Raw genomic sequence first — 18464 nt, 5'->3', positions numbered from 1 at the left:
GTCGTTCCCGGGGGGGAGGCGGCGGCGGGCGAGCATCCGCCTTGGCGGCGTCCGTATCAGACGAAGGGGCTGACGAAGACGGGGCGCTTGGGCTTGTTGACCCCCATCTCGGCGTAGCTCACCCGCAGGTAGGCGACGTCGAGGGCCTCGGGGCTGACGGCCTGGCCGCCGCGGGCCGCGGCCAGGGCGGCCCGCCACAGTCCGCGGGCGTCGGGCCCCGGGGCGAGCTGGCTGCGCGCGCGCAAGGCCGCGGGCAGCTGCTCGGCGTAGGGGCCGCAGCCCGGGCCGAAGGCGAGCACGCGCTCGTCGTCGAGGGCCGGGCCGAGCGCGCTGACGAGGCCCTCGAGCTCGATGACGCGCTCTTCGCCGGGGGGCAGCGGGCTCGGCAGGCCCTCGGCCCCGAGCTCGAAGAGCCCGCCGTAGACCTGCTTGCGCCGGGCGTCGAGCAGGGCGAGCACGCGCCCGCCGGGGCGCCCGCGGGGATCCGAGGCGGCGAGGGCGGCCAGGGTCGAGACCGGGGCGATCGACAGGCCGAGGCCGAGGGCGAGGCCTTTGGCGGTGGCCACGGCCACGCGCGAGCCCGTGAAGGTCCCCGGGCCGCGGCCGCAAGCGAGCATGGCGAGGTCGGCAGGGCGCAGGCCGGCGGTGGCCAGAGCCTCGGCGAGGCGCAGGTGCAGGCGCTCGGAGGTCTGGTTGGCGCCGTCCTCCCGCTCGTCGGCGACGGCGAGCGCACCGGTGTCGAGGTTACCCACGGCCACGCAGGTGCGCGGGGCCGAGGCGTCGAGGCAGAGCATCCAGCGAGCGGTCATGGGCTCAGTCCATCCAAAATCGGATCACGTCATTGCGCAGGGCGATGAGCATGAGCAGCAAGACGATCACGAGGCCGACCGCGCTGGCGATCTCGCGCGCGCGCTGGCCGAGGGGCTTGCGGCGCACGGCCTCGATGGTGAAGAAGAGCAGGTGCCCGCCGTCGAGGATCGGGATCGGCAGCAGGTTGACGAAGCCGAGGTTGAGGCTGATCAGCGCCATCAGCATCAAGAATTCGGTGGGCCCTTGCTCGGCGGCCGTCCCCGCGAACGCGAAGATCCCGACCACCGAGCTGAGCTCGTCGACGCCGCGCTGGAGCGTGACCATCTGGCGCAGGGCCGTCCACATCATCTCGAGCATGTAGACGCTCTCGTCCCAGGCCGCCCGCGTGGCGTAGGTGAAGCGCCCGCGGATCGGCTCGAGCTGGGGAGGCTGGCTGATCCCGTAGGGCTCGGCGCCGAAGTACAGGTAGGTGTACTCGGTCTTGTAGATGTCCTTGCGCGTGCGGATCTCTTGCTGGAGGGTGAGCTCGCGCGGCTCGTCGCCGACGGACTGGACGAGCAAGGTGACGGGCTCGTCCTTGAGGCGGTCGAGGATGTTGGCGACGGACTCCCAGCGGGTCACGGCCTGACCGCCGACCTCGAGTACGCGGTCGCCCGGGAGCAGGCCGGCGCGCGCGGCCGGAGAGTCGTGGGCGACGGCGCGGACGAAGGTGTTCGCGGGCAGCAGGCCCGTGGGCGAGGCGGCGGCCGTGGCCGCGTCGCCGAGGCCGGGGCGCGTGCGCGACTCGGGCCGCGGCAGCAGCTGGGCGTGGTTGCTCTCGAACCACAGCAAGGTCCCGAGCTGAAACTGCGTGGCCTTGGGCCGCAGGTAGGTCAGGCGGACGAGGGAGTCCGGGGGGTCGGCGATCAGCGCCTCGAGATCCTCGATGGTGCGCACGGGCTCGCCGTCGATGGAGGTGATCACGTCACCCGTGCGCAGGCCGCCGGCGTAGGCCGGGGACTCGGGATCCACGATGCCGATCTGCGGGGCATAGAAGTGCGCGTAGACGCCGAGCAGCCCGCGCGGCTCCGGGACGCCGAGGGCGTTTTCGAAGAAGCTGCGCCTCGGGGTCACGAAGCGCTCGACTCGCTTGCCCTGCTTCTCGATCTCCAGGCGCAGCTCGACGTCGGGCGAGGTCGCTACCTTGCTCTGCATCTCCTTCCACGAGCGCACGTCGTCGCCGTCGATCTCGACGATGCGATCGCCGGGCTCGAGGCCGGCGAGGGCGGCCGCGGAGCCGTCGAGGACCGTGCCGATCACCGGGGGCGGCTGCACGGCGTGGGTCAAAAAGAAGAAGAAGTAGAGTAGCAGCGGGAGCAGCAGGTTCGCGGCTGGCCCGGCGGCGAGGACGAAGTAGCGCGCCCACAGCGGCTTGCTGGACAGGGCGCGATCGCGGTCGGCCTCGGCGATCTCCTCGTAGGGGTTTTGGCCCAGCAAGGTGACGTAGCCGCCCAGAGGGATGGGGGCGAGACAGTATTCGGTCTCACCAACTCGGCGGCGCAGCAGCGGCGGGCCAAAACCCAGGGAGAACCGGCCAACCTTCACATCGACGAGCTTGGCGGCGAGCAGGTGGCCGAGTTCGTGGATGAAGATCAGCGGGCCGATCAGGAGGATGAAGGCGAAGATCTTGCTCATCGGGCCGCCGGGGGTCGATAGCACAGGCTAGCGCAGAGCGTCTGGCGCGGTCGGCGCGAAAGATTCTCGTGAAAGTGCGTGGATCACCCACCGGTGGCCCAGCGGTGCCGTGGGCTGTTAGCATCCCTCGGCGTTGGCCCGGCCCCAGAAGCAAGCCCCCGTGAGGGTCACACCGGACGACCTCGACGATCTCGAGGAGAGCATCGAGTTGCTCAAGGTCGCCTATGAGCGTTACTTCAACGGGGTCGATCGCATCCCGCCCGCCCGCGAGCACGACGCCGTCAAGCGGATGATCCGCGAGCTCACCAAGCGGACCAAGAGCACGACGGCGCTGCGCTTTCGCATGAACACCCTGCGCTCGCGCCTGGTCACCTACGAGCACTACTGGACGCGCATCCTGGGTCAGATCGAGCGCGGCACCTTCAAGCGAGTGCTCGCCGAGTCCGCGCGGCGCGAGCGTGAGTTCCTGGCCAAGCGCGCGGCGGAGGCCGAGGCGGAGGCCAAGAAGAGCGGGCAGCCGGCGCGCGCGGCGCGGGCTTCGGGTGGGTCTCGACACCAGCTCCCCGATGGCGTGGACGCCAAGCAGGCGCGCGAGCTCTACAAGCAGTTCGTGGCCGCCAAGAAGGCCGCGGGCGAGTCGACCTCCGGCTTGACCTACGGCAAGCTGGTCGACAGGCTTGCGCGTGAAGTGCCCCGGCTGCGCGAGCAGCATGGCGACAATTTCCGCTTCGAGGTCGCCTCGGTCGGCGGCAAGGTCCGGCTCCGGGCTCGCCGCAAGAAGGTTGGCTGAGCGAAGCTCGCTGAATCCACTCGACCCGGGGCCCGTCACACCGGCCCCCGAGAGCTCTCTCCCCCCAAGACGCCCCCTAGGACGCAAGACATGACTCGATCCTCTCTGACCTTGACCACCGCCTTCGTCGCGTTTGCCCTGGCGGGCTGCGCCAAGAACAAGGCCGACGACACGGAAAACCCCGACGACGCGGCGGCGAGCGACGGCGACGCGACGGACGACGACGGCACCGCGACCGCCAGCCGCGCCCGCGGCAGCACCTCCACCCGGGGCAGCGGCAGCAAGGCCGCCGCGCGGACCTCCCTCGAGGCCAAGAAGCCGCCGCGAACCACCCCCGACAGCAGCGAGGACGAGGACACGGGCCCCAACGGCTTGCTCGCCGAGGTCTTCACCCTCGACGAGGCCGATGGGCTGCCCGGCTTCGAGACCATCGGTGACCCCTCCGAGACCTTCGAGGTCGCGAGCATCGACTTCGACGAGGCCGAGGCCAGCGACGGCTTCCCCGGCGCGAGCTCGGCGACCGAGAACTACGGCATCCGCTTCACGGGCTGGCTCAACGTGGCCACCGAGGCCGAGTACGAGCTGTGCCTGCACAGCGACGACGGCTCGGCGCTGCTGCTCGAGGGCACCTTGGTCGTCGACAACGACGGCGTCCACGACGAGCCCGTCGAGGCCTGCGAGCTGGTCTACCTCGCGGCTGGCGAGTATCAGCTCGAGATCGACTACTTCCAGTCCACCGGCCCGCTCATGGCCATGCACTTCGCGTGGGCCATCGACGGCGGCGACAAGGTGATCGTCCCCACCGAGGTGCTGTTCAAGCCCGACGACGCGACCCGCTGAGCGGTCGATCGAACGACGCTGAAAAAGAGCGCGGCGCCCCTTGGGCGGCCGCGCTCTCTCGCGTTTGGGCCAGCGCGCGCGGCTACTCGTCGCGCAGGTGGGCCGCGAAGAAGGCGAGGATCCGCCGGCGGGCGTCCTCGGCGGAGGGCCCGTGATAGCCGCTGCCGCCGGTCGCCCAGCTCATGAAGCGAAAGATCGCCGGAACCTCGCGCAGATCGTGATCATTGAGGAAGGCGTGGCCGGCGTCGGGGTACTCGTGAACGTCGTGGGCGACGCCCGCCTCGCTCAAGATGCCCTCGAGGCGAGCCGCGCTCCCACGCAGGCCCTTGTCCTTGGCGCCGTAGCTGGCGACGATCGGGCAGGCGGTCTTCAGCTGGGTCTCCGCCTCTTCCATCAGCCCGCCATAGTTGACGCTCGACGCCGAGAAGCCGTGGCTGCGCGGGGCGAGGGCGAGGGCGAAGCCGCCTCCCAGACAAAAGCCGAGCACGGCGATCTTCTTGGTGCAGTCTTCGCGCGTCGCCAGCCACGCCCGCGTAGCCTCGACGTCCAAGAAGGCCTGGCCCTCGCCGCGGGTCACCGCGCGGGCGACCGCGATCATGCAGCGCAGGCCAGCCTTGCCGCGGTAGAGATCGGGGCCCGCGGCGAGGTAGCCCGCGCCGGCCAGCCACTTGGTCTGCGCGCGAAGATCGTGGCTCATGCCCAGGGCGTCGTGGAGCACGACCACGCCGGGCCATGGCCCCGCGCCCTCGGGTCGGGCCAGGCAGGCTTGGAGCGGTGGGCTGGCTCCGGGGATCTCGACCATCGTCATGACGAGCGTGCGCTGGAGCGTACACTCGGGTGTCGCGTGGCTGTGGTGCTGCGGTGCGCAGCTTTTGCCCCGCGTGACTCGCCGTGGCCGCTGTGTCACAGTCGCGGCGTGAGCGAGACAGGGACCCCCGAGCGCTTCTATCCCATCGGCACGCCTGGACAGCCGTGGACGGCCAGCGAGCGCGCGGCCTGGCGCGCGCGCCAGCGTGTCCAGCGAAGCTACGCCGAGGAGGTCCTGGCCAAGCTCGAGACCGTGGATCCGCGCTTTCGCGTCGTGAATTACGGGGCGCTGAGCGTGGATCCGCAGCGCTACCCGCTCTACGTGGTTCAGCCGGCGACCGAGCTCGCCGACGCGCCCTGGGTGCTGATCACCGGCGGCGTGCACGGCTACGAGACCAGCGGCGTGCAGGGAGCCCTGCGCTTCCTGGCGACCCGCGCGGCGAGCTACGCCGACCGGCTCAACCTGGTGATCGCGCCTTGCGTCAGCCCCTGGGGTTACGAGGTCATCAACCGCTGGAACCCCGACGCCATCGATCCCAACCGCTCCTTCGTGGCCGACAGCCCCGCCGAGGAGTGCGCGGCGCTCATGGCCATGCTCGCGGAGATCGGGGTCGACTTCCTCGTGCACATGGATCTGCACGAGACCACCGACAGCGACGAGCAGGAGTTTCGTCCGGCCCTCGCGGCGCGCGACGGCCAGGCCTTCGTGCCCGGCCACATCCCCGACGGCTTCTACACGGTGGGCGACACCGAGAACCCTCAGGCGGGCTTTCAGGCGGCGATCATCGCGGGCGTCGAGCAGGTCACGCATATCGCCGAGGCCGACGCGGCCAGTGAGATCATCGGCACCAAGATCAGCCAGCGCGGGGTGATCGACTACCCCCTCGACGCGCTCGGGCTGTGCGCGGGCCTGACCGAGGCGCGCTTCACCACGACCACGGAGGTCTACCCCGACAGCCCGCGGGCGACGGCGGAGATCTGCGACGCGGCCCAGGTCGCGGCGGTCTGCGCTGGCCTCGACTACGCCCTCGCTCACTGAGCGCGCCTGGGCAGGCCGGGCGGCTCAGCCGTCGATGCAGTCGACGCGGATCACCTGCGGGACGTCGTCGCTGCGATGGAGCAGCAGGTGGCCGACGCCGGCCTGCTCGAAGCCCGTCATCCCCTCGAGGGTGTGGAGCTCGAGCTCCGTCCACCGCGGCCAGCTCTCGGCGTCGATCAGCGGGATCGCCAGCAGGTTGTCCTCGTCCGCGGTCATCATCGCGCTCTCGCTGGCGAGCTGGACCAGGCGCCCGCGGCCGGGGGAGGGCACGAACTCGAGGGTCTGGAGGTAGTCGTCGCTGATCGTGTCCACACGCAGCAGGGCCTCGTCGGTGGACAGGGCCGCCGAGCGGGCGTGGAGCTGGATCGAGTAGGGGTCCTGGGACATCTCGACCAGGCCGAGGGGCACGCTGTCGCTCTGGACCCAGACGGCGCGGAAGGTCAGCAGGCGCGCGTCGGGGCCGCTTTGGGGCATGCGCAGGTCGAGGACCGAGAGGTCGGTGCTGCGTATGTCGGGGGTGGCGCCAAAGGGATCGGTGAAGGCGCGAACCTGGGAGAAGCCCACGCTCACCCGGCTGGCGGCGGGGAAGCGCGTGGTCCCGGCGGAGATGATGTCTTCGATGGTGTAGTTGAGCTCCGCGGCGCACAGCTCTGGATCCGAGGACAGGGCGCAGGGATCGAAGCTCAGCGTCCACGAGGTGAGGGCATCGAGGGTCTCGGGGTCGAAGGTCGCGAGCTCGAAGGCGAGCTCGGGGCCGTCGACGCACTCGGGCATGGCGAGCAGATAGGGGCGGCCCTCGATCAGCAGGAGCTCGCGCTGCCAGTCCCCGGGGCAGCCGCTGCCGCCACCGAAGGCGGGGAAGCTGTCGAGCTCGAGGTTGCTGGCGACGACCCCCTCGCCGACCTCGAGCGCGAGCAGGGCGACCGTGGCGGGGGTGTCGAGCAGGACCCACAGCGAGCGCTTCGCCACGCCCGCGCGCAGCTCGACCTGATCGGCGAAGCTGGGGGCGAGGTCGAGGAAGACGGTCGCGGTCTCATCCTCATCGGCGCTCGCGGGGACCCGGGCGATGGCGAGCTCGGGCTCGGTGGCGTTTTGCTTGTAGGCGCTGATCAGCGCCCAGCCGCCGGTGGTGCTCCCGCCGTCGGCGAGGTAGGCGTGGACGGCCTCGCCGAGCTCGAGGCGATCGTGGACGACGCTGACGCAGGCCTGATCCGTGGCGTCGACCTCGCTGAGGTCGAGGGGCCCGCGGGGGTCGCTCTCGCAGGCGCCGAGGCCCGCCGCGCAGCTGAGCACGAGCCGCGCGGGCGCCGGCCCTGGGACGGACGAGCGCCGGCGCGGGCTCATCGCGGGAGGACCTCGTCGATGATCTCGCTGGTGACGAGGGCGAGGCGCTCGAGCTCGTCGGGGCCGACGTTGAGTGGCGGCATCCAGTAGAGCGCGTCGTGGAGCGGGCGCAGGAGCACGTCGCGGGCCATGGCGGCCTCGCGCAGGGCGAGGCCGAGGCGGCCGTCGGCGGGGCCGCGCGCACGGTCGACGACGAAGGCGGCGACCAGGCCAGCCTGGCGGTGCGCGACCACCTGGGGGTGGCGCTCGGCGAGCTCGCGGCGCAGCCACGCCATGGCCTCGATGCGCTCGGGGAGCCTGGCGAGGGTCTGCTCCTCGTCGAACACGGCCAAGCTGGCCAGCGCGGCGGCGCAGGTAATCGGGTTGCCCGTGAAGGTGTGGCTGTGGGCGAAGCTGCGCTCGGGGCCGCCGTGAAAGTCGGCCTCGAAGCCCGCGCGGATCAGCGTCGCGGCCAGGGGCAGGGCGCCGCCGGACAGGCCCTTGCTCAGGCACAGGAGATCGGGGGCGAGCTCGGCCCACTCGCTGGCGAAGAGCCGGCCGGTGCGTCCGAAGCCCACGGCGATCTCGTCGGCGATCAGGTGGATGTCGAGGCGCCGGCAGGCCGCGGCCAGGCGGCGGTAGAAGCCCACGCCGGGCATGCGCATGCGACCGGCGCACTGGATCAGCGGCTCGACGATCAGCGCCGTGAGCTCGTCGGCGTGGGCCTCGAGCGTGGCGACGGCGCGCTCGGCCTCGGGGCTGTCGGCGCCGAGCTCGGGGCATGGCCCGCGAAAGTCGAGGTCTTCGTGCTCGTGGCGCGCGGGCTCGGGCGTGGGCAGGTAGAGCGCGTCGCTGAGCAGGGCGCCAAAGGGCTCGCGCCAGGCCGGGCTGCCGCAGACCGAAAGGGCGCCCAGGGTCTCGCCGTGGTAGCTGTTTTGCAGCGCCGCGAAGCGCCGCTTGTTGGTCTGGCCGCGGAGCACCCGGCTCTGGTAGCTGAGCTTGAGGGCGACCTCGATCGAGGCCGAGCCGCAGTCGCTGTAGAACACCTTGCCGTAAAAGGGGGCGTCCGCGTCGGGCTCGCGCGGGCCGAGCTCGAGCAGGCGCTCGGCGAGCTCGACGGCTGGCGCGTGGGTGAAGCCCGCGAACATCACGTGATCGAGGCGGGCGACCTGGTCCTGGATCGCCGCGACGATCCGCGGGTGGGCGTGGCCGTGGACCGAGGTCCACCACGAGCCGATGCCGTCGAGGATCCGTCGCCCGGACTCCTCGGTCAGCCACGCGCCGCGGGCCTCGACGATCGCCAGGGGCGGGACGCGCTCGAGGTCGCCGAAGTGCGTGGCGGGGTGCCAGAGCGCGGCGCGATCGCGCTCGACGAGGCTGGGCGCGCTCACGGGGCCTCCTCGGTGGCCGTGTCCGCGGCGCGCTCGCCGTCGCCGCCACGCGAGCGGCTCTGGCCGAACACCGGGCTGGACTCGAACTCGAGCACGTCCTCGTCCTCGTCTTCGGCCGCCGCGTCCTCGTCGGGGATCGCCAGCAGCCGGCGCAGGTCTCGGATCAAGGGCAGGTCGTCGTCGGCGTTTCGCCAGCGCTCGGCGGCGCGGCGGCGCTTGTCCTCGGCGGAGGTGCTGGAGCCGTAGGCCTCGTCGACCTGGGCGTCGATGAGCAGCGCCCAGGGATCCGCGGGGGTCTGCGCGACCAGGCCCTCGGCGAGGCGCCGCGCGGTGTTGAGGTTGCCGTCCTGGCCGGAGCACAGCGCCGAGGTGATGTCGAGCTGGCGCAGGTAGGTCTCGAAGGGAGCGGCTGCTTGGGTGATCACGCTGAGGTTGGCGCCGCGGATCAGGCACTCGCGGCTGTTGAGGTCGGCTTGTTGGTTGATGATCGCGCGCTCGAGGATCGACATCGCCCGCTGATCGTCGATGCCGCTCTGGGCCCGCAGCCACAGGCTGTGGACCAGGCCCGGCGAGATCGAGCCGCAGCGCGCGGGCGCGGGCTCGATCTGGAAGCGGTAGGCGTAGCCGCACCACATGTCGACGAGCTGGTGGAGGTGAGGGTGGGTGCCGCGGCTGATCGCGTAGCGATCCATGAGCGCGGCGGCGTCGCGCAGCCGACCCTGGTCGAGGAGCATGCGCACCGCGGGGCGAGGATCGAGGTCGGCGAGCGCCTCGGCCCAGCGCGCCGCGAGCTCGCGCTCGCCGATCAGCGCGTGGAAGTTGGCCGCGCGGGCGAGCACCAGGGGAGTCTGCGGGTGCGCCTCCAGGAGCTCGTCGAGGGTCGCGCGGGCCTCGTCGAACATGCCCAGGGCCAGGCGCAGGTCGACGCGCGCGAGCTGCCAGCGGGTCGCCAGGGCCGGGCCCTCGCTGAAGTCCGGGGGCGAGTCGAGCCGGCGCAAGGTGGTCTCGGCCTCGTAGAGCAGGGTGTCGCCGGGCTCGCGGGCGGCCTCGAGGCGGGGGAGCAGCGACTCGTAGATCGCCACCGGCAGCCAGCTCTCGGGCAGGCGGCTGACCGAGTCGGGATCGAGGAGGGCGCGCATCGGAGAGCTGATGCTGTAGCCCTCGGCGCAGGCGCGCAGGGCCTGCTCTTGCCACAGCGCGCTGCCGGTCCACTGCTCGGGGGTGTCGCCGGGCTCGTAGCCGGCGCGCTCGCAGTAGTCGAGGCGGCCGGGCTCGTCGTCGAGCTCGTGCTCGAGGGTCGCCCGCCAAAACACGACCGCGGCCGAGGTGGGGGCGCGCTGCTCGAGGCGCTCGATCAGCCGCCGCGCGGCCTCGAGGTCGCCCGTGTCGTAGGCGCGCACGAAGGCGTCGAGGTCGGCCGCGGCCACGGTGTCGGGCAGGCCGAACTCGCGGTGGCGCTCGTTGCCGCGGCTGAGCACCAGGGTCGCGGCGGCGGTGAGCACCGCGAGCACCGCGACGATGATCAGCCAGCGCCAGCGCCGGGCGAGCGGGGCCACGAAGTTGGCCGCGGCCGTGGCCGTGGGCGGGCGCCGCTCGGGGTCGTGGTCCATGCAGCGCGAGACCAGGAAGACCAGGTTCCAGGGCGCGTCCTTGCGCAGCGTCCGGATCGGCGCGGGCTTCTCGGACTTGAGCTTGACCAGAAACTGCTTGGCGTTGGGCGCCTCGATGGGCAGGCGCCCCGTGAGCATCTGGTAGAGCATCACGCCAAAGGAGTAGAGGTCGCTCTGGATCGTCGCGGGCGAGCCCTCCCACAGCTCCGGGGCCATGTAGGCCGGGCTGCCGAAGATCGTCCCGGCCTCGGTGCGGACGAGCGAGCGGGCCTCCGCCGGGTTGGGGCGCACGCCGGGGGTGGGCGCGTCGAAGCCCGCGACCCCGAAGTCCATGACGATGGCGCCGCGGTGGGTGAGCAGCACGTTGGCGGGCTTGAGGTCGCGGTGGACGATGCCCGCGTCGTGGGCCGCGGCCAGACCCGAGAGGATCTCGAAGCTGATCTCGCGGATCTCTCGCAGGGTCATCGGCGGATCGCCGAGCGGCACGTCGTCGGCCTCGAGGGCGCGGCTGGCCTCGATCAGGTCCTCGAGGGTCTGGCCCTGGAGGTACTCCATCGAGAAGAAGGGCAGGCTGTCGGCCTCGCCCGTGTCGTAGATGCGCACGACGTTGGGGTGCGTGACCGAGTGGGCGAGGGCGACCTCGCGGAGGAAGCGGCGCACGGTCTCGCGGCTCTTGGCGAGGTCCGGGCGCAGGACCTTGAGCGCGACTTGCTTCTTGAGCAGGCGATCGCTGGCCAGGAAGACCTCGCCCATGGAGCCGCTGCCGAGGCGACGCTCGAGGGTGTAGCGATCGTTGATGATCGCGCCTTCTTCCCAGACGCCAACCTTCGCGGGGGGCTCGTACTCGCTGCGGCCCTCGGTGAGCGACTCCGTGGCCGCGGCGACGTCCGCGCGCAGCGGCTTGCGGCCTGCTGGCGTACTGAGCTCCGCGGTTTGATCGGGCGGGAACACGCGACCCTTGATGTTAGCAGGACCTGTCACTTTGCTCCGATTTCCGAGCAATGGGAGGTGAGGTGTCGCAGGTGGAGGGGGGAGGGTCGGAGGTGGGTCAGGGTGGGCAAGGGGGGCGCGGAGAACTCCGGGGCGGGCTCGCGTGGGGCGGGGGGAAAGCCCCCTGGTGGGGGCGTGGAAGGCCCCCGAGACGCGCTCGTGGCAAAGCGGCTATCGTTGGCTCCCCGGCTGCCTCGGCCCTCGCCCCAGTCGCCGGCTCCAGGAGCACCGCCATGACCCGTCTTCGCTCGCGCCTCTCCCTGCTCTCCCTCACTTTCCTCAGCGCCGCCAGCGTCGGCTGTGTGCTCTATGTCGAGGACACACAGTGCGGGGAGTTCGCCTACGCCTACCAGGGCGATTGCTACTGCGAGGATGGTTACCAAGGAGACGATCCGCGTGGTGTCGGCTGTGATCCCGTGATGAGTTTCCTGATCACGGACGCCTGCGACGACGGCGCTGACATCGAGTGGAAGCTCTTCTCCGACGACCGCGACTGGACGTGGCCGACGGGCGACGACGTCTACCGGACGTCCGGTTTCGACGTCGACAATCGCGAGTACATCGTGTGCGAGCAAGGCGAGATCATCTGCTTTGGAGCCCAGGGAGCCGAGGGGCTGACCTGGGGCGTGGGCGTCGACTACTCCGAGAGCTGCGACGACTGCTGCTTCAGCTGTGGGAGCTACGAGCAAGATCTCGGGTTCTTGACTTGCAACTAGTGCGGGGTGTTCCGAAGCCGCGTTCCCGCATTGAACGCAGGCGCGAGGGCGCCCGCTTTGGGTGTTTTGAGCGTGAGTTCGGCCGTCTCGGGGCCGCCCACGCGAGCCCGGCGCGGCTTGGCAGATCGTCGAAGTGGTGGCATATTCCGCCCACATTTCGACCGCCACCGTGGCTCAGGATGACCGCGGGGATTGGACGATTCATGCTGGATATCGCCCGACTTCTCGAGAAAAAGCTGGCGGACAACCGCTCGGGGCTGCGCACGGCCGCGAAGCAGACCGTCGCCAAGGCCTCCCTCACCACGACCATCCGCGAGCTGCTCGCCAGCGAGGCGGGTGAAGCCATTCGCCAGCTGACGATCGGCGATCTGGAAGAGGCTCTGGTCCTCGCCGGAGGCGGCCCGCGGGCCGAGGCTCCGCGTCCCCGCGTGGTCGCCGTGACCTCGGCGGACAGCCAGAGCCGCGAAGAATTCATGTACCGACGGATTCTCGAGGTCCTCGCCGAGACGCCCGGGCTGACCATCGGCCAGCTCGCCAAGCAGATCGACGTCGACACCACGGAGCTGCGCGGCTACGTGTCCTGGATGCGCAGCAAGGGCAAGATCAGCAGCGTCGGCCGTGCTCGCGCGACGCGGTACTCTCTGGCCCCGGCCTGAACCCCGGCGAGCGGGCTGACTCGCCCGTCGCGGCGAGGATCGGATCGGCCTGATGCAGGCCCGGGCGCTGGACTCCGAGGGCGAGAGGCGGGATGCTCGTATCGTGCCCGGAGGAGCCCATCCGCCTGAAGAGCTGCTCGAGCAGGTCGCCGCGCTCAAGCACGATCTCGGCAAGTACGTGGCCTGGACCTCCGCCAACCTCGATGACGGGGTGTGGGAGGGGCCGGTGGAGGACGAGCTCGTGAGCGCGCTGCGGGCAGATCTGCTGCAGACCCGCAAGCACGGCGAGCGCTGCGAGGCGGCCTGGGAGGTCTGGCGAGCGCACCGTGCAGGGCTCCCCGAGGCGCTCGAGCCCGAGCTGGCGGCCGTCGAGCGAGCCGTCGCCAGCCTCGAGCGAGCGGGCCGAGCGCTGGCCGAGGACGATCGCCAGGCGCTCGCCGAGCAGCGTGGAGTGATCCGCGCAGCCCAGCAGGACATCCGCCTGCAGCTGCGCAGCCTCCACCGTCGCCTGCTCCGGGAGCGCTGAGATGTCGTCGATCCTGATCATCGACGACGAAGACAAGTACCTGGAGCTGTGCCGGCGCTTCATGCCGGAGCACGACTTCGTCGGCCCCGCGCGCAATTATCGCGAGGCGGCGCAGCTGCTCGCGCGCGAGCGTCGGCGCGTCGACCTGGTGCTCCTCGACGTCCACTTCGACATCCCCGAGGCCGATCTCCTGCCCGAGGACAAGGCCGCGCTGCTCGCCAAGGGCGATCGTCAGCGAGGCGTCGAGCGCCTGCGGCGATCGCAGGGCCTGCGGATCCTCGATCGCCTGCGCGGCCGCTACCCGGATCTGCCGGTGATCGTGATGACGGCCCTCGACGATCTGCCGCTCGAGGCCGACGCCGAGCGCCTTCACGCTGAGGACTACACCTACCTGCTCGACGACGAGTACCTCGACGCTCGCGCGCTCAAGGTTCAGGTCGAGGGCATCCTCGCCCGGGACCAGCGCCCGACCGAGGACGACGGGCCGTTTTATTGGGGCACCGCCGGGGCGATGGTCGACCTGCGGCGGCGGGCGGCGATCCTCGCCCGCGGCCAGCTGCCGATCATCATCCAGGGGGAGACCGGCACCGGCAAGAGCCTGCTCGCTCGCGAGTACATCCACCCGCACTCGGGGCGGACCGGACCCTTCGTCGCCGTGGATCTCTCGACGATCCCCTCGGAGCTCATGGGCGCGCACCTCTTTGGCGTGGTCAAGGGCGCCTACACCGGGGCGAGCAGCTCCCGCGAGGGCGTGCTCGCCCGGGCCCACGGCGGCACGCTCTTCCTCGACGAGATCGGCAACCTCTCGCTCGAGCTGCAAAAGTCGCTGCTCTTGGTGCTCCAGGAGGGCCGCTATCGGCCGATCGGCTCGGTCGAGGAGCGCGTCGCCGACGTCAAGTTGATGGTCGCGACCAACGAGAACCTGGCGCTGATGGTCCGCGAGGGCCGCTTCCGCGAGGACCTCTACATGCGCCTCAACCCGGCCACGGCGGTGACCCTGCCGAGCCTGCGCCAGCGTCGCGACGACTTCCAGCACCTGCTCGAGTTCTTCCTCGATCGCGTGTGCCAAGGCGGCTACAACCGCGACCTGCTCGAGCAGTACGCGGCCCAGCGCGGGCTGTGGATCCCCGAGCAGGGCGAGCGCGTGCGGATCAGCGTGGGCCGCAAGGTCCCGGCGCGCATGGACCTGCGGCGCATCCACCTGCTGCTCCACCAAAACAGCTACAAGCTGCTGCAAGACTTCGGCTGGCCGGGCAATTTTCGCCAGTTCGAGATGGTGCTCTCGAACCTGGTGACCTTCACCCTCGTCGAGCTCGTCGATCGCGTCGAGCAGATCGAGCCCGAGGCCGAGGCCGGAGAGATCGACGCGCGCCCGGACGTGATCGTGATCCAGCCGCGGACGATCCGCGACCTGCTGCGGCCCTTCGCCGAGGCCGGCCTCGACGCCGCGCCGGGGAGCGGAGAGGACGAGGCCGGGCTCGAGGAGGTCGACGGCGGCCTGAGCATGCGCATGCTCGTGGCCCCGGGCGAGTCCCTCAACGCGGTCAGCTGCGAGGTCGAGCGCCAGTACCTCGAGCGCCTCTACCTCCACTTTGGCGGCGACCTCTCGCGGGTCGCCGAGTTCTTGCTCGCGGACGCCGCGGCGGGTCGCAAGGTCCAGCTGCGCATGAACCAGCTGGGGATCAAGCTGCGCGCGCTCAAGCGCGGGCGGGCGGGGAGCTAGCAGGCGATGGCGACGCGGCGAGGGCAGGGCAGGGCAGGGCGGGGCCGCTTGGTCGCCCTCGGGCTGTGGCTCGGGCTGTCGGGTGCCGCGCTCACGGTCTCGGCCGCGCCCCCCCGCGACGAGCTGCCCGCGCCGGATCTCGACGAAGGCGGCGAGCTCCCCGGCCTCGAAGAGGGCGAAGAGGGCGAGGAGGGGACCGAGACTGGCGAGGCGCTCGATCCCGCCGCGATCGAGCAGCTGCGCGAACTCGAGTTCGCCGATCACCTCGGCCGGGCCCGTCGTGCGGCGCAGCAGCGCCGCTACACCGAGGCCATCGCCGAGTTCTCGGCGGCCCTCGACATCCACGACGGCGATCCGGAGGCCTTGCGTGGTCGGGCCCACGCGCACAAGGAGGCGACCCCCCAGGGCCGCTGCCCTCGCCTGGCCATCGAAGATCTGACCTTGCTCGAGGTCTACGATCCCCGCGGGCTGTGGCTGTCCGAGCGCCCGACCGCCGTGGCCTGGATGGGCGAGTGCGGCGACGTCTATGCGCAAGAGCGGCTCGCGATCGCCGAGGACCTCGTCGAGCTCGAGCTCGGTGAGCCCGGGCGCCCGGAGGACATCCGGGTGGTCGCCGCCTCGCTCCACGCGGCCGAGGCCGAGGTCGTGCGCAGCGACGCCCAGCGCCGCCGTCACCTCGAGGCCGCGATCGCCCAGCTGGTCGCCTACCGCGGCGAGTGCGAGCTTCAGGGCACGACGCCGATCCTGTCGGCGCTGCGCCTCGAGGGCGAGCTCTACCGCCTCAGCGAGCAGACCGAGGACGCCGTCGCCGCCTACGAGCGCGTGCTCGCCCTGCACCCCAGCGAGCGCGAGGCGGTCCGCGAGGCTCGCAAGTGGATCGACGAGCTGCAGATCCAGCTGGCCGTCGCCGAGATCCAGGAGCTCCAGGGCGGCGAGCCCACGCCCGAGGCCAAGGACGCTTACAACGGGGGCCTCGACGCCCTGCGCCGCGGCGACCTCGACCGCGCCGAGGCCATGCTCTCCCTCGCCGTCGAGAAGTCGCCCTGGTATCCGCGCGCGCACTACTTCCTGGGCGAGGTCTACGCCCGGCGCGAAGAATTCCCCGAGGCCGTCGAGTCGCTCAAGCGCGCCGTGGCCATGGAGCGCTACGACTACTCGGCGCACATGGCCCTGGGCCTGCTCTACAAAAAAGAGTTCTCCGGCGCCGAGGACGAGCAGGCGCGCATGCACCTCGACAAGGCCCTGCGCCTGCGCCCGGACCTGATCGTGCTCCACTTCCACCTCGGGGAGCTCTACGCGCGGACCGACAAGGAGCGGGCGATCGAGCACTTTCGCCGGTTCATCGAGCTCGGCGACGCCGACGATCCCAAGCGCGACGCGGCCCGCGAGGCGATCGACGCCCTCGAGCGCGAGGTCGAGGAGGCCGAGCCCTTCGTCCCCCCGCCGCCCCCCGACGACTTCTACCGCCTCGACCCCGGGCTCCACCGGCTGATCAGCGAGGCCTACGTGCTCGGGGCCGAGCACGGCGAGTGGGACCGGGCCGAGAAGCTGCTGATCCAGGCGCTCCAGCGCTACCCCTCCGAGCCCGCGCTGCTCAACATCCTCGCCCAGGTCGTCGACGCCCAGGGTCGCCAGGGCATGGCCCGCTCCTACTGGGAGAAGAGCCTGGCCGTCGACCCCAACCAGATGGAGGTCCACGAGCGCATCGGGCTGATGCTCGGCGACTCGGAGGAGGGGCTGATGCACCTGCGCCGCGCGGCCGAGCTCGGCTCGGTGATCGCCCGCTACCGCCTGGCCAAGCTGCTGTGGGACAAGCTCGAGCTGTGGCAGGCGAGCGAGGAGCTCGACGTCTACCTGCGCGAGGCCGGGCCCTACGACGTCTACTGGGACAGCGCCCAGGCCCTGCGCAAGCACATGGACGCGGTCTTCCTCAAGATCTACCTGGGCGCCGCCCTGGCCGCGTTGATCTTGCTCTCGATCCCTCTGGCCCTGGTCTGGCGCCGCGTCCGGGGCTCCTCGCTGCCCCAGCTGCTCGAGCGCGCGCCGACCAGCTTCCCGGAGGTCGCGCGCATCCTCAGCCTGATCCGCCACGAGATCCTCAAGCACAACACCGCGTTCTTGTCCGACGTCGGCCGGGCCCTCGAGATGGACGAGCCCGACGCCGAGGCCCGGGCCACGCTCCTCGCCCGGCGGCTGTTCGGGGACGACGGCAGCGTCGACCACGGCGGCGCCGGCTCGATGACCCGGGGTGAGCGGCGGGGGATCTACGGGCGCTTCTTGGGCTACGTCGGCGAGCTCGAGCAGGTCGCCCGCGCCCACGGCGTGACCTTGAACCTGCGCCGCAAGGACCCCACCTTCAAGGCCATGCTCCGCGCCTTCGACGAGGTCGCGGGCAAGGCCAACTGGCTGCGCCACCCCGGCGGGCTGCGAGCCAGCCGCAAGCTCGAGCTCGCCCGGGTGCTGCTGCGCGCCGGCGACGTGCTCGGGCGCAAGGCCTTCGACCAGCTCAGCGGGATCATCCGCGAGCTGTGCATCGCCAGCGTCGACGCCGAGTTCATCGCCGCGGTCTACGAAGAGGTCGCGACCGAGGACAAGTTCGCCAAGCTCGAGATCCGCCCGCTGGAGATCAGCGGGGAGGGCGAGCGCGTGCGCATCTTTCCCACGGATCTCCACGATATCCTCGCCAACGTGCTGCGCAATTCCCTGATGTCCTCGGCGATGTACGCCCAGCCGCCGATCGGCCTCGGCGTCGAGCTGGACACGGAGATCGACGACATCACGGGGCTGTCGACGCTGGCGATCCGCATCAAGGACCGCTCGCCGGAGCGGCTGACCAACGAGATGCTGCGCGGGCGCTACGTCGAGCGCGGCATGGGCATCACCGCCGACCTGCTCTCGCGCTACGACGGCTCGATCGCCGTCGAGCCCGAGGCCGGCTGGGAGAAGGCGGTGGTCCTGCGCTTCTTCGCGCTCGAGGACGAGGACGCCGTCGCCGCTGACGAGGCCCCGCGGGCCGAGGACCTCAGCGGCGCCCAGTCCGTCGGCGGCGCGATCACCCGGGGGATGACATGAGCAGCGACGCGCACGAGCCAGGCGAGCGACCGATCCGCGTGCTCGTCGTCGAGGACGGCGACGAGTACATCACCAACTTGACCACCTTCGTGGCCGAGGGCATCGACTACCGCCAGGCCAAGAGCGGCGGGCGGGCGTGCGAGATGCTGGCCGAGGTCGAGCCCGATCTCGTCTACCTCGACATGCGCTTCGATCGCACGCCGGTCGAGGAGCTGCTCGGGGACATGGTCCAGCTGACCGGGCGCTTCAACGGCGACATCGGCCGCGCGCGGCGCTTTCAGCAGGACAACCAGGGCCTGTTCATCCTCCGCGCCCTGCGCGACGCGGGCTTCCGCAAGCCGGTGATCCTGTCCTACGACTTTGGCGCGGAGGAGCGGCGCTTTCGCGCGCTCTCGGCCAAGGATCCGGCGCTCTTCTATTGCCCCGACTACGCCGACGCCAAGACCATCCGGCGGGCGATCCTCGCGGTCGTCCGCGGCTGATCCCACAGGGGGCGA

At 71.2% G+C, this 18464-nt stretch carries 15 protein-coding genes; 9 read left to right on the top strand and 6 right to left on the bottom strand.

Annotation, left to right across the window (positions count from 1 at the left end; genetic code table 11):
* Positions 1-56: 56 nt before the first annotated feature.
* Positions 57-809, bottom strand: a complete 753-nt coding sequence (gene tsaB / locus G6O69_RS32350; RefSeq protein ID WP_172307328.1) for a tRNA (adenosine(37)-N6)-threonylcarbamoyltransferase complex dimerization subunit type 1 TsaB — start codon at positions 807-809, stop codon at positions 57-59.
* A gap of 4 nt (positions 810-813) precedes the next feature.
* Positions 814-2484 (bottom strand): RIP metalloprotease RseP, encoded by a 1671-nt coding sequence (gene rseP / locus G6O69_RS32345; protein ID WP_172307327.1) that lies wholly within the window; start codon positions 2482-2484, stop codon positions 814-816.
* 160 nt (positions 2485-2644) lie between these two features.
* On the opposite strand from rseP, the gene G6O69_RS32340 reads away from it, so the two are divergent.
* Entirely contained in the window at positions 2645-3274 is a 630-nt protein-coding gene (locus G6O69_RS32340) for an MXAN_5187 C-terminal domain-containing protein (RefSeq protein WP_172307326.1), read from the top strand.
* A 90-nt stretch (positions 3275-3364) separates the two neighbouring features.
* Positions 3365-4114, top strand: coding sequence for a PA14 domain-containing protein (locus G6O69_RS32335; protein ID WP_172307325.1), 750 nt, complete (start codon positions 3365-3367; stop codon positions 4112-4114).
* Between the two features lie 82 nt (positions 4115-4196).
* Here G6O69_RS32335 and G6O69_RS32330 read toward each other — a convergent pair whose 3' ends face one another.
* Entirely contained in the window at positions 4197-4922 is a 726-nt protein-coding gene (locus tag G6O69_RS32330; RefSeq protein WP_172307324.1) for a dienelactone hydrolase family protein, read from the bottom strand.
* Positions 4923-5030: 108 nt separating this feature from the next.
* Here G6O69_RS32330 and G6O69_RS32325 point away from each other — a divergent pair, with 108 nt between their 5' ends.
* Complete coding sequence (locus G6O69_RS32325) at positions 5031-5960, top strand: M14 family metallocarboxypeptidase (RefSeq protein ID WP_172307323.1); 930 nt, start codon at positions 5031-5033, stop codon at positions 5958-5960.
* A 24-nt stretch (positions 5961-5984) separates the two neighbouring features.
* On the opposite strand, the gene G6O69_RS32320 is transcribed toward G6O69_RS32325, so the two are convergent.
* The 3 genes from G6O69_RS32320 to G6O69_RS42490 are packed head-to-tail and all read right to left on the bottom strand — an operon-like array spanning position 5985 to position 11265.
* Entirely contained in the window at positions 5985-7304 is a 1320-nt protein-coding gene (locus G6O69_RS32320; protein ID WP_172307322.1) for a hypothetical protein, read from the bottom strand.
* On the bottom strand, positions 7301-8674 hold the full coding sequence (bioA, locus tag G6O69_RS42495; protein WP_172307321.1) for an adenosylmethionine--8-amino-7-oxononanoate transaminase: 1374 nt from the start codon (positions 8672-8674) through the stop codon (positions 7301-7303). The genes G6O69_RS32320 and bioA overlap by 4 nt, the downstream gene beginning before the upstream one ends.
* Positions 8671-11265: a serine/threonine-protein kinase gene (locus G6O69_RS42490; protein ID WP_172307320.1), complete on the bottom strand. Its 2595-nt coding sequence runs from the start codon at positions 11263-11265 to the stop codon at positions 8671-8673. Before G6O69_RS42490 ends, bioA begins: the two co-directional genes overlap by 4 nt.
* 242 nt (positions 11266-11507) lie before the next feature.
* Between G6O69_RS42490 and G6O69_RS32305 the strand changes: the two genes are divergently transcribed.
* The 6 genes from G6O69_RS32305 (at position 11508) to G6O69_RS32280 (ending at position 18449) form a co-directional block, all read left to right on the top strand.
* Positions 11508-11990 carry a hypothetical protein gene (locus G6O69_RS32305; RefSeq protein WP_172307319.1) on the top strand — a complete coding sequence of 161 codons (483 nt, stop codon included), beginning with the start codon at positions 11508-11510 and terminating at the stop codon, positions 11988-11990.
* Between the two features lie 203 nt (positions 11991-12193).
* Positions 12194-12646 (top strand): winged helix-turn-helix domain-containing protein, encoded by a 453-nt coding sequence (locus tag G6O69_RS32300; protein WP_172307318.1) that lies wholly within the window; start codon positions 12194-12196, stop codon positions 12644-12646.
* A gap of 103 nt (positions 12647-12749) precedes the next feature.
* Positions 12750-13172: a hypothetical protein gene (locus G6O69_RS32295; protein ID WP_172307317.1), complete on the top strand. Its 423-nt coding sequence runs from the start codon at positions 12750-12752 to the stop codon at positions 13170-13172.
* A 1-nt stretch (position 13173) separates the two neighbouring features.
* Positions 13174-14895 (top strand): sigma 54-interacting transcriptional regulator, encoded by a 1722-nt coding sequence (locus tag G6O69_RS32290; protein ID WP_172307316.1) that lies wholly within the window; start codon positions 13174-13176, stop codon positions 14893-14895.
* Between the two features lie 6 nt (positions 14896-14901).
* Positions 14902-17967: a tetratricopeptide repeat protein gene (locus G6O69_RS32285; RefSeq protein WP_172307315.1), complete on the top strand. Its 3066-nt coding sequence runs from the start codon at positions 14902-14904 to the stop codon at positions 17965-17967.
* Positions 17964-18449, top strand: a complete 486-nt coding sequence (locus G6O69_RS32280) for a hypothetical protein (RefSeq protein ID WP_172307314.1) — start codon at positions 17964-17966, stop codon at positions 18447-18449. Before G6O69_RS32285 ends, G6O69_RS32280 begins: the two co-directional genes overlap by 4 nt.
* Positions 18450-18464 lie beyond the last annotated feature (15 nt).

Source organism: Pseudenhygromyxa sp. WMMC2535 (assembly GCF_011083025.2).
Note: the sequence above shows the minus strand (reverse complement) of the source record. Positions and strands in the feature narration are given on the sequence as shown.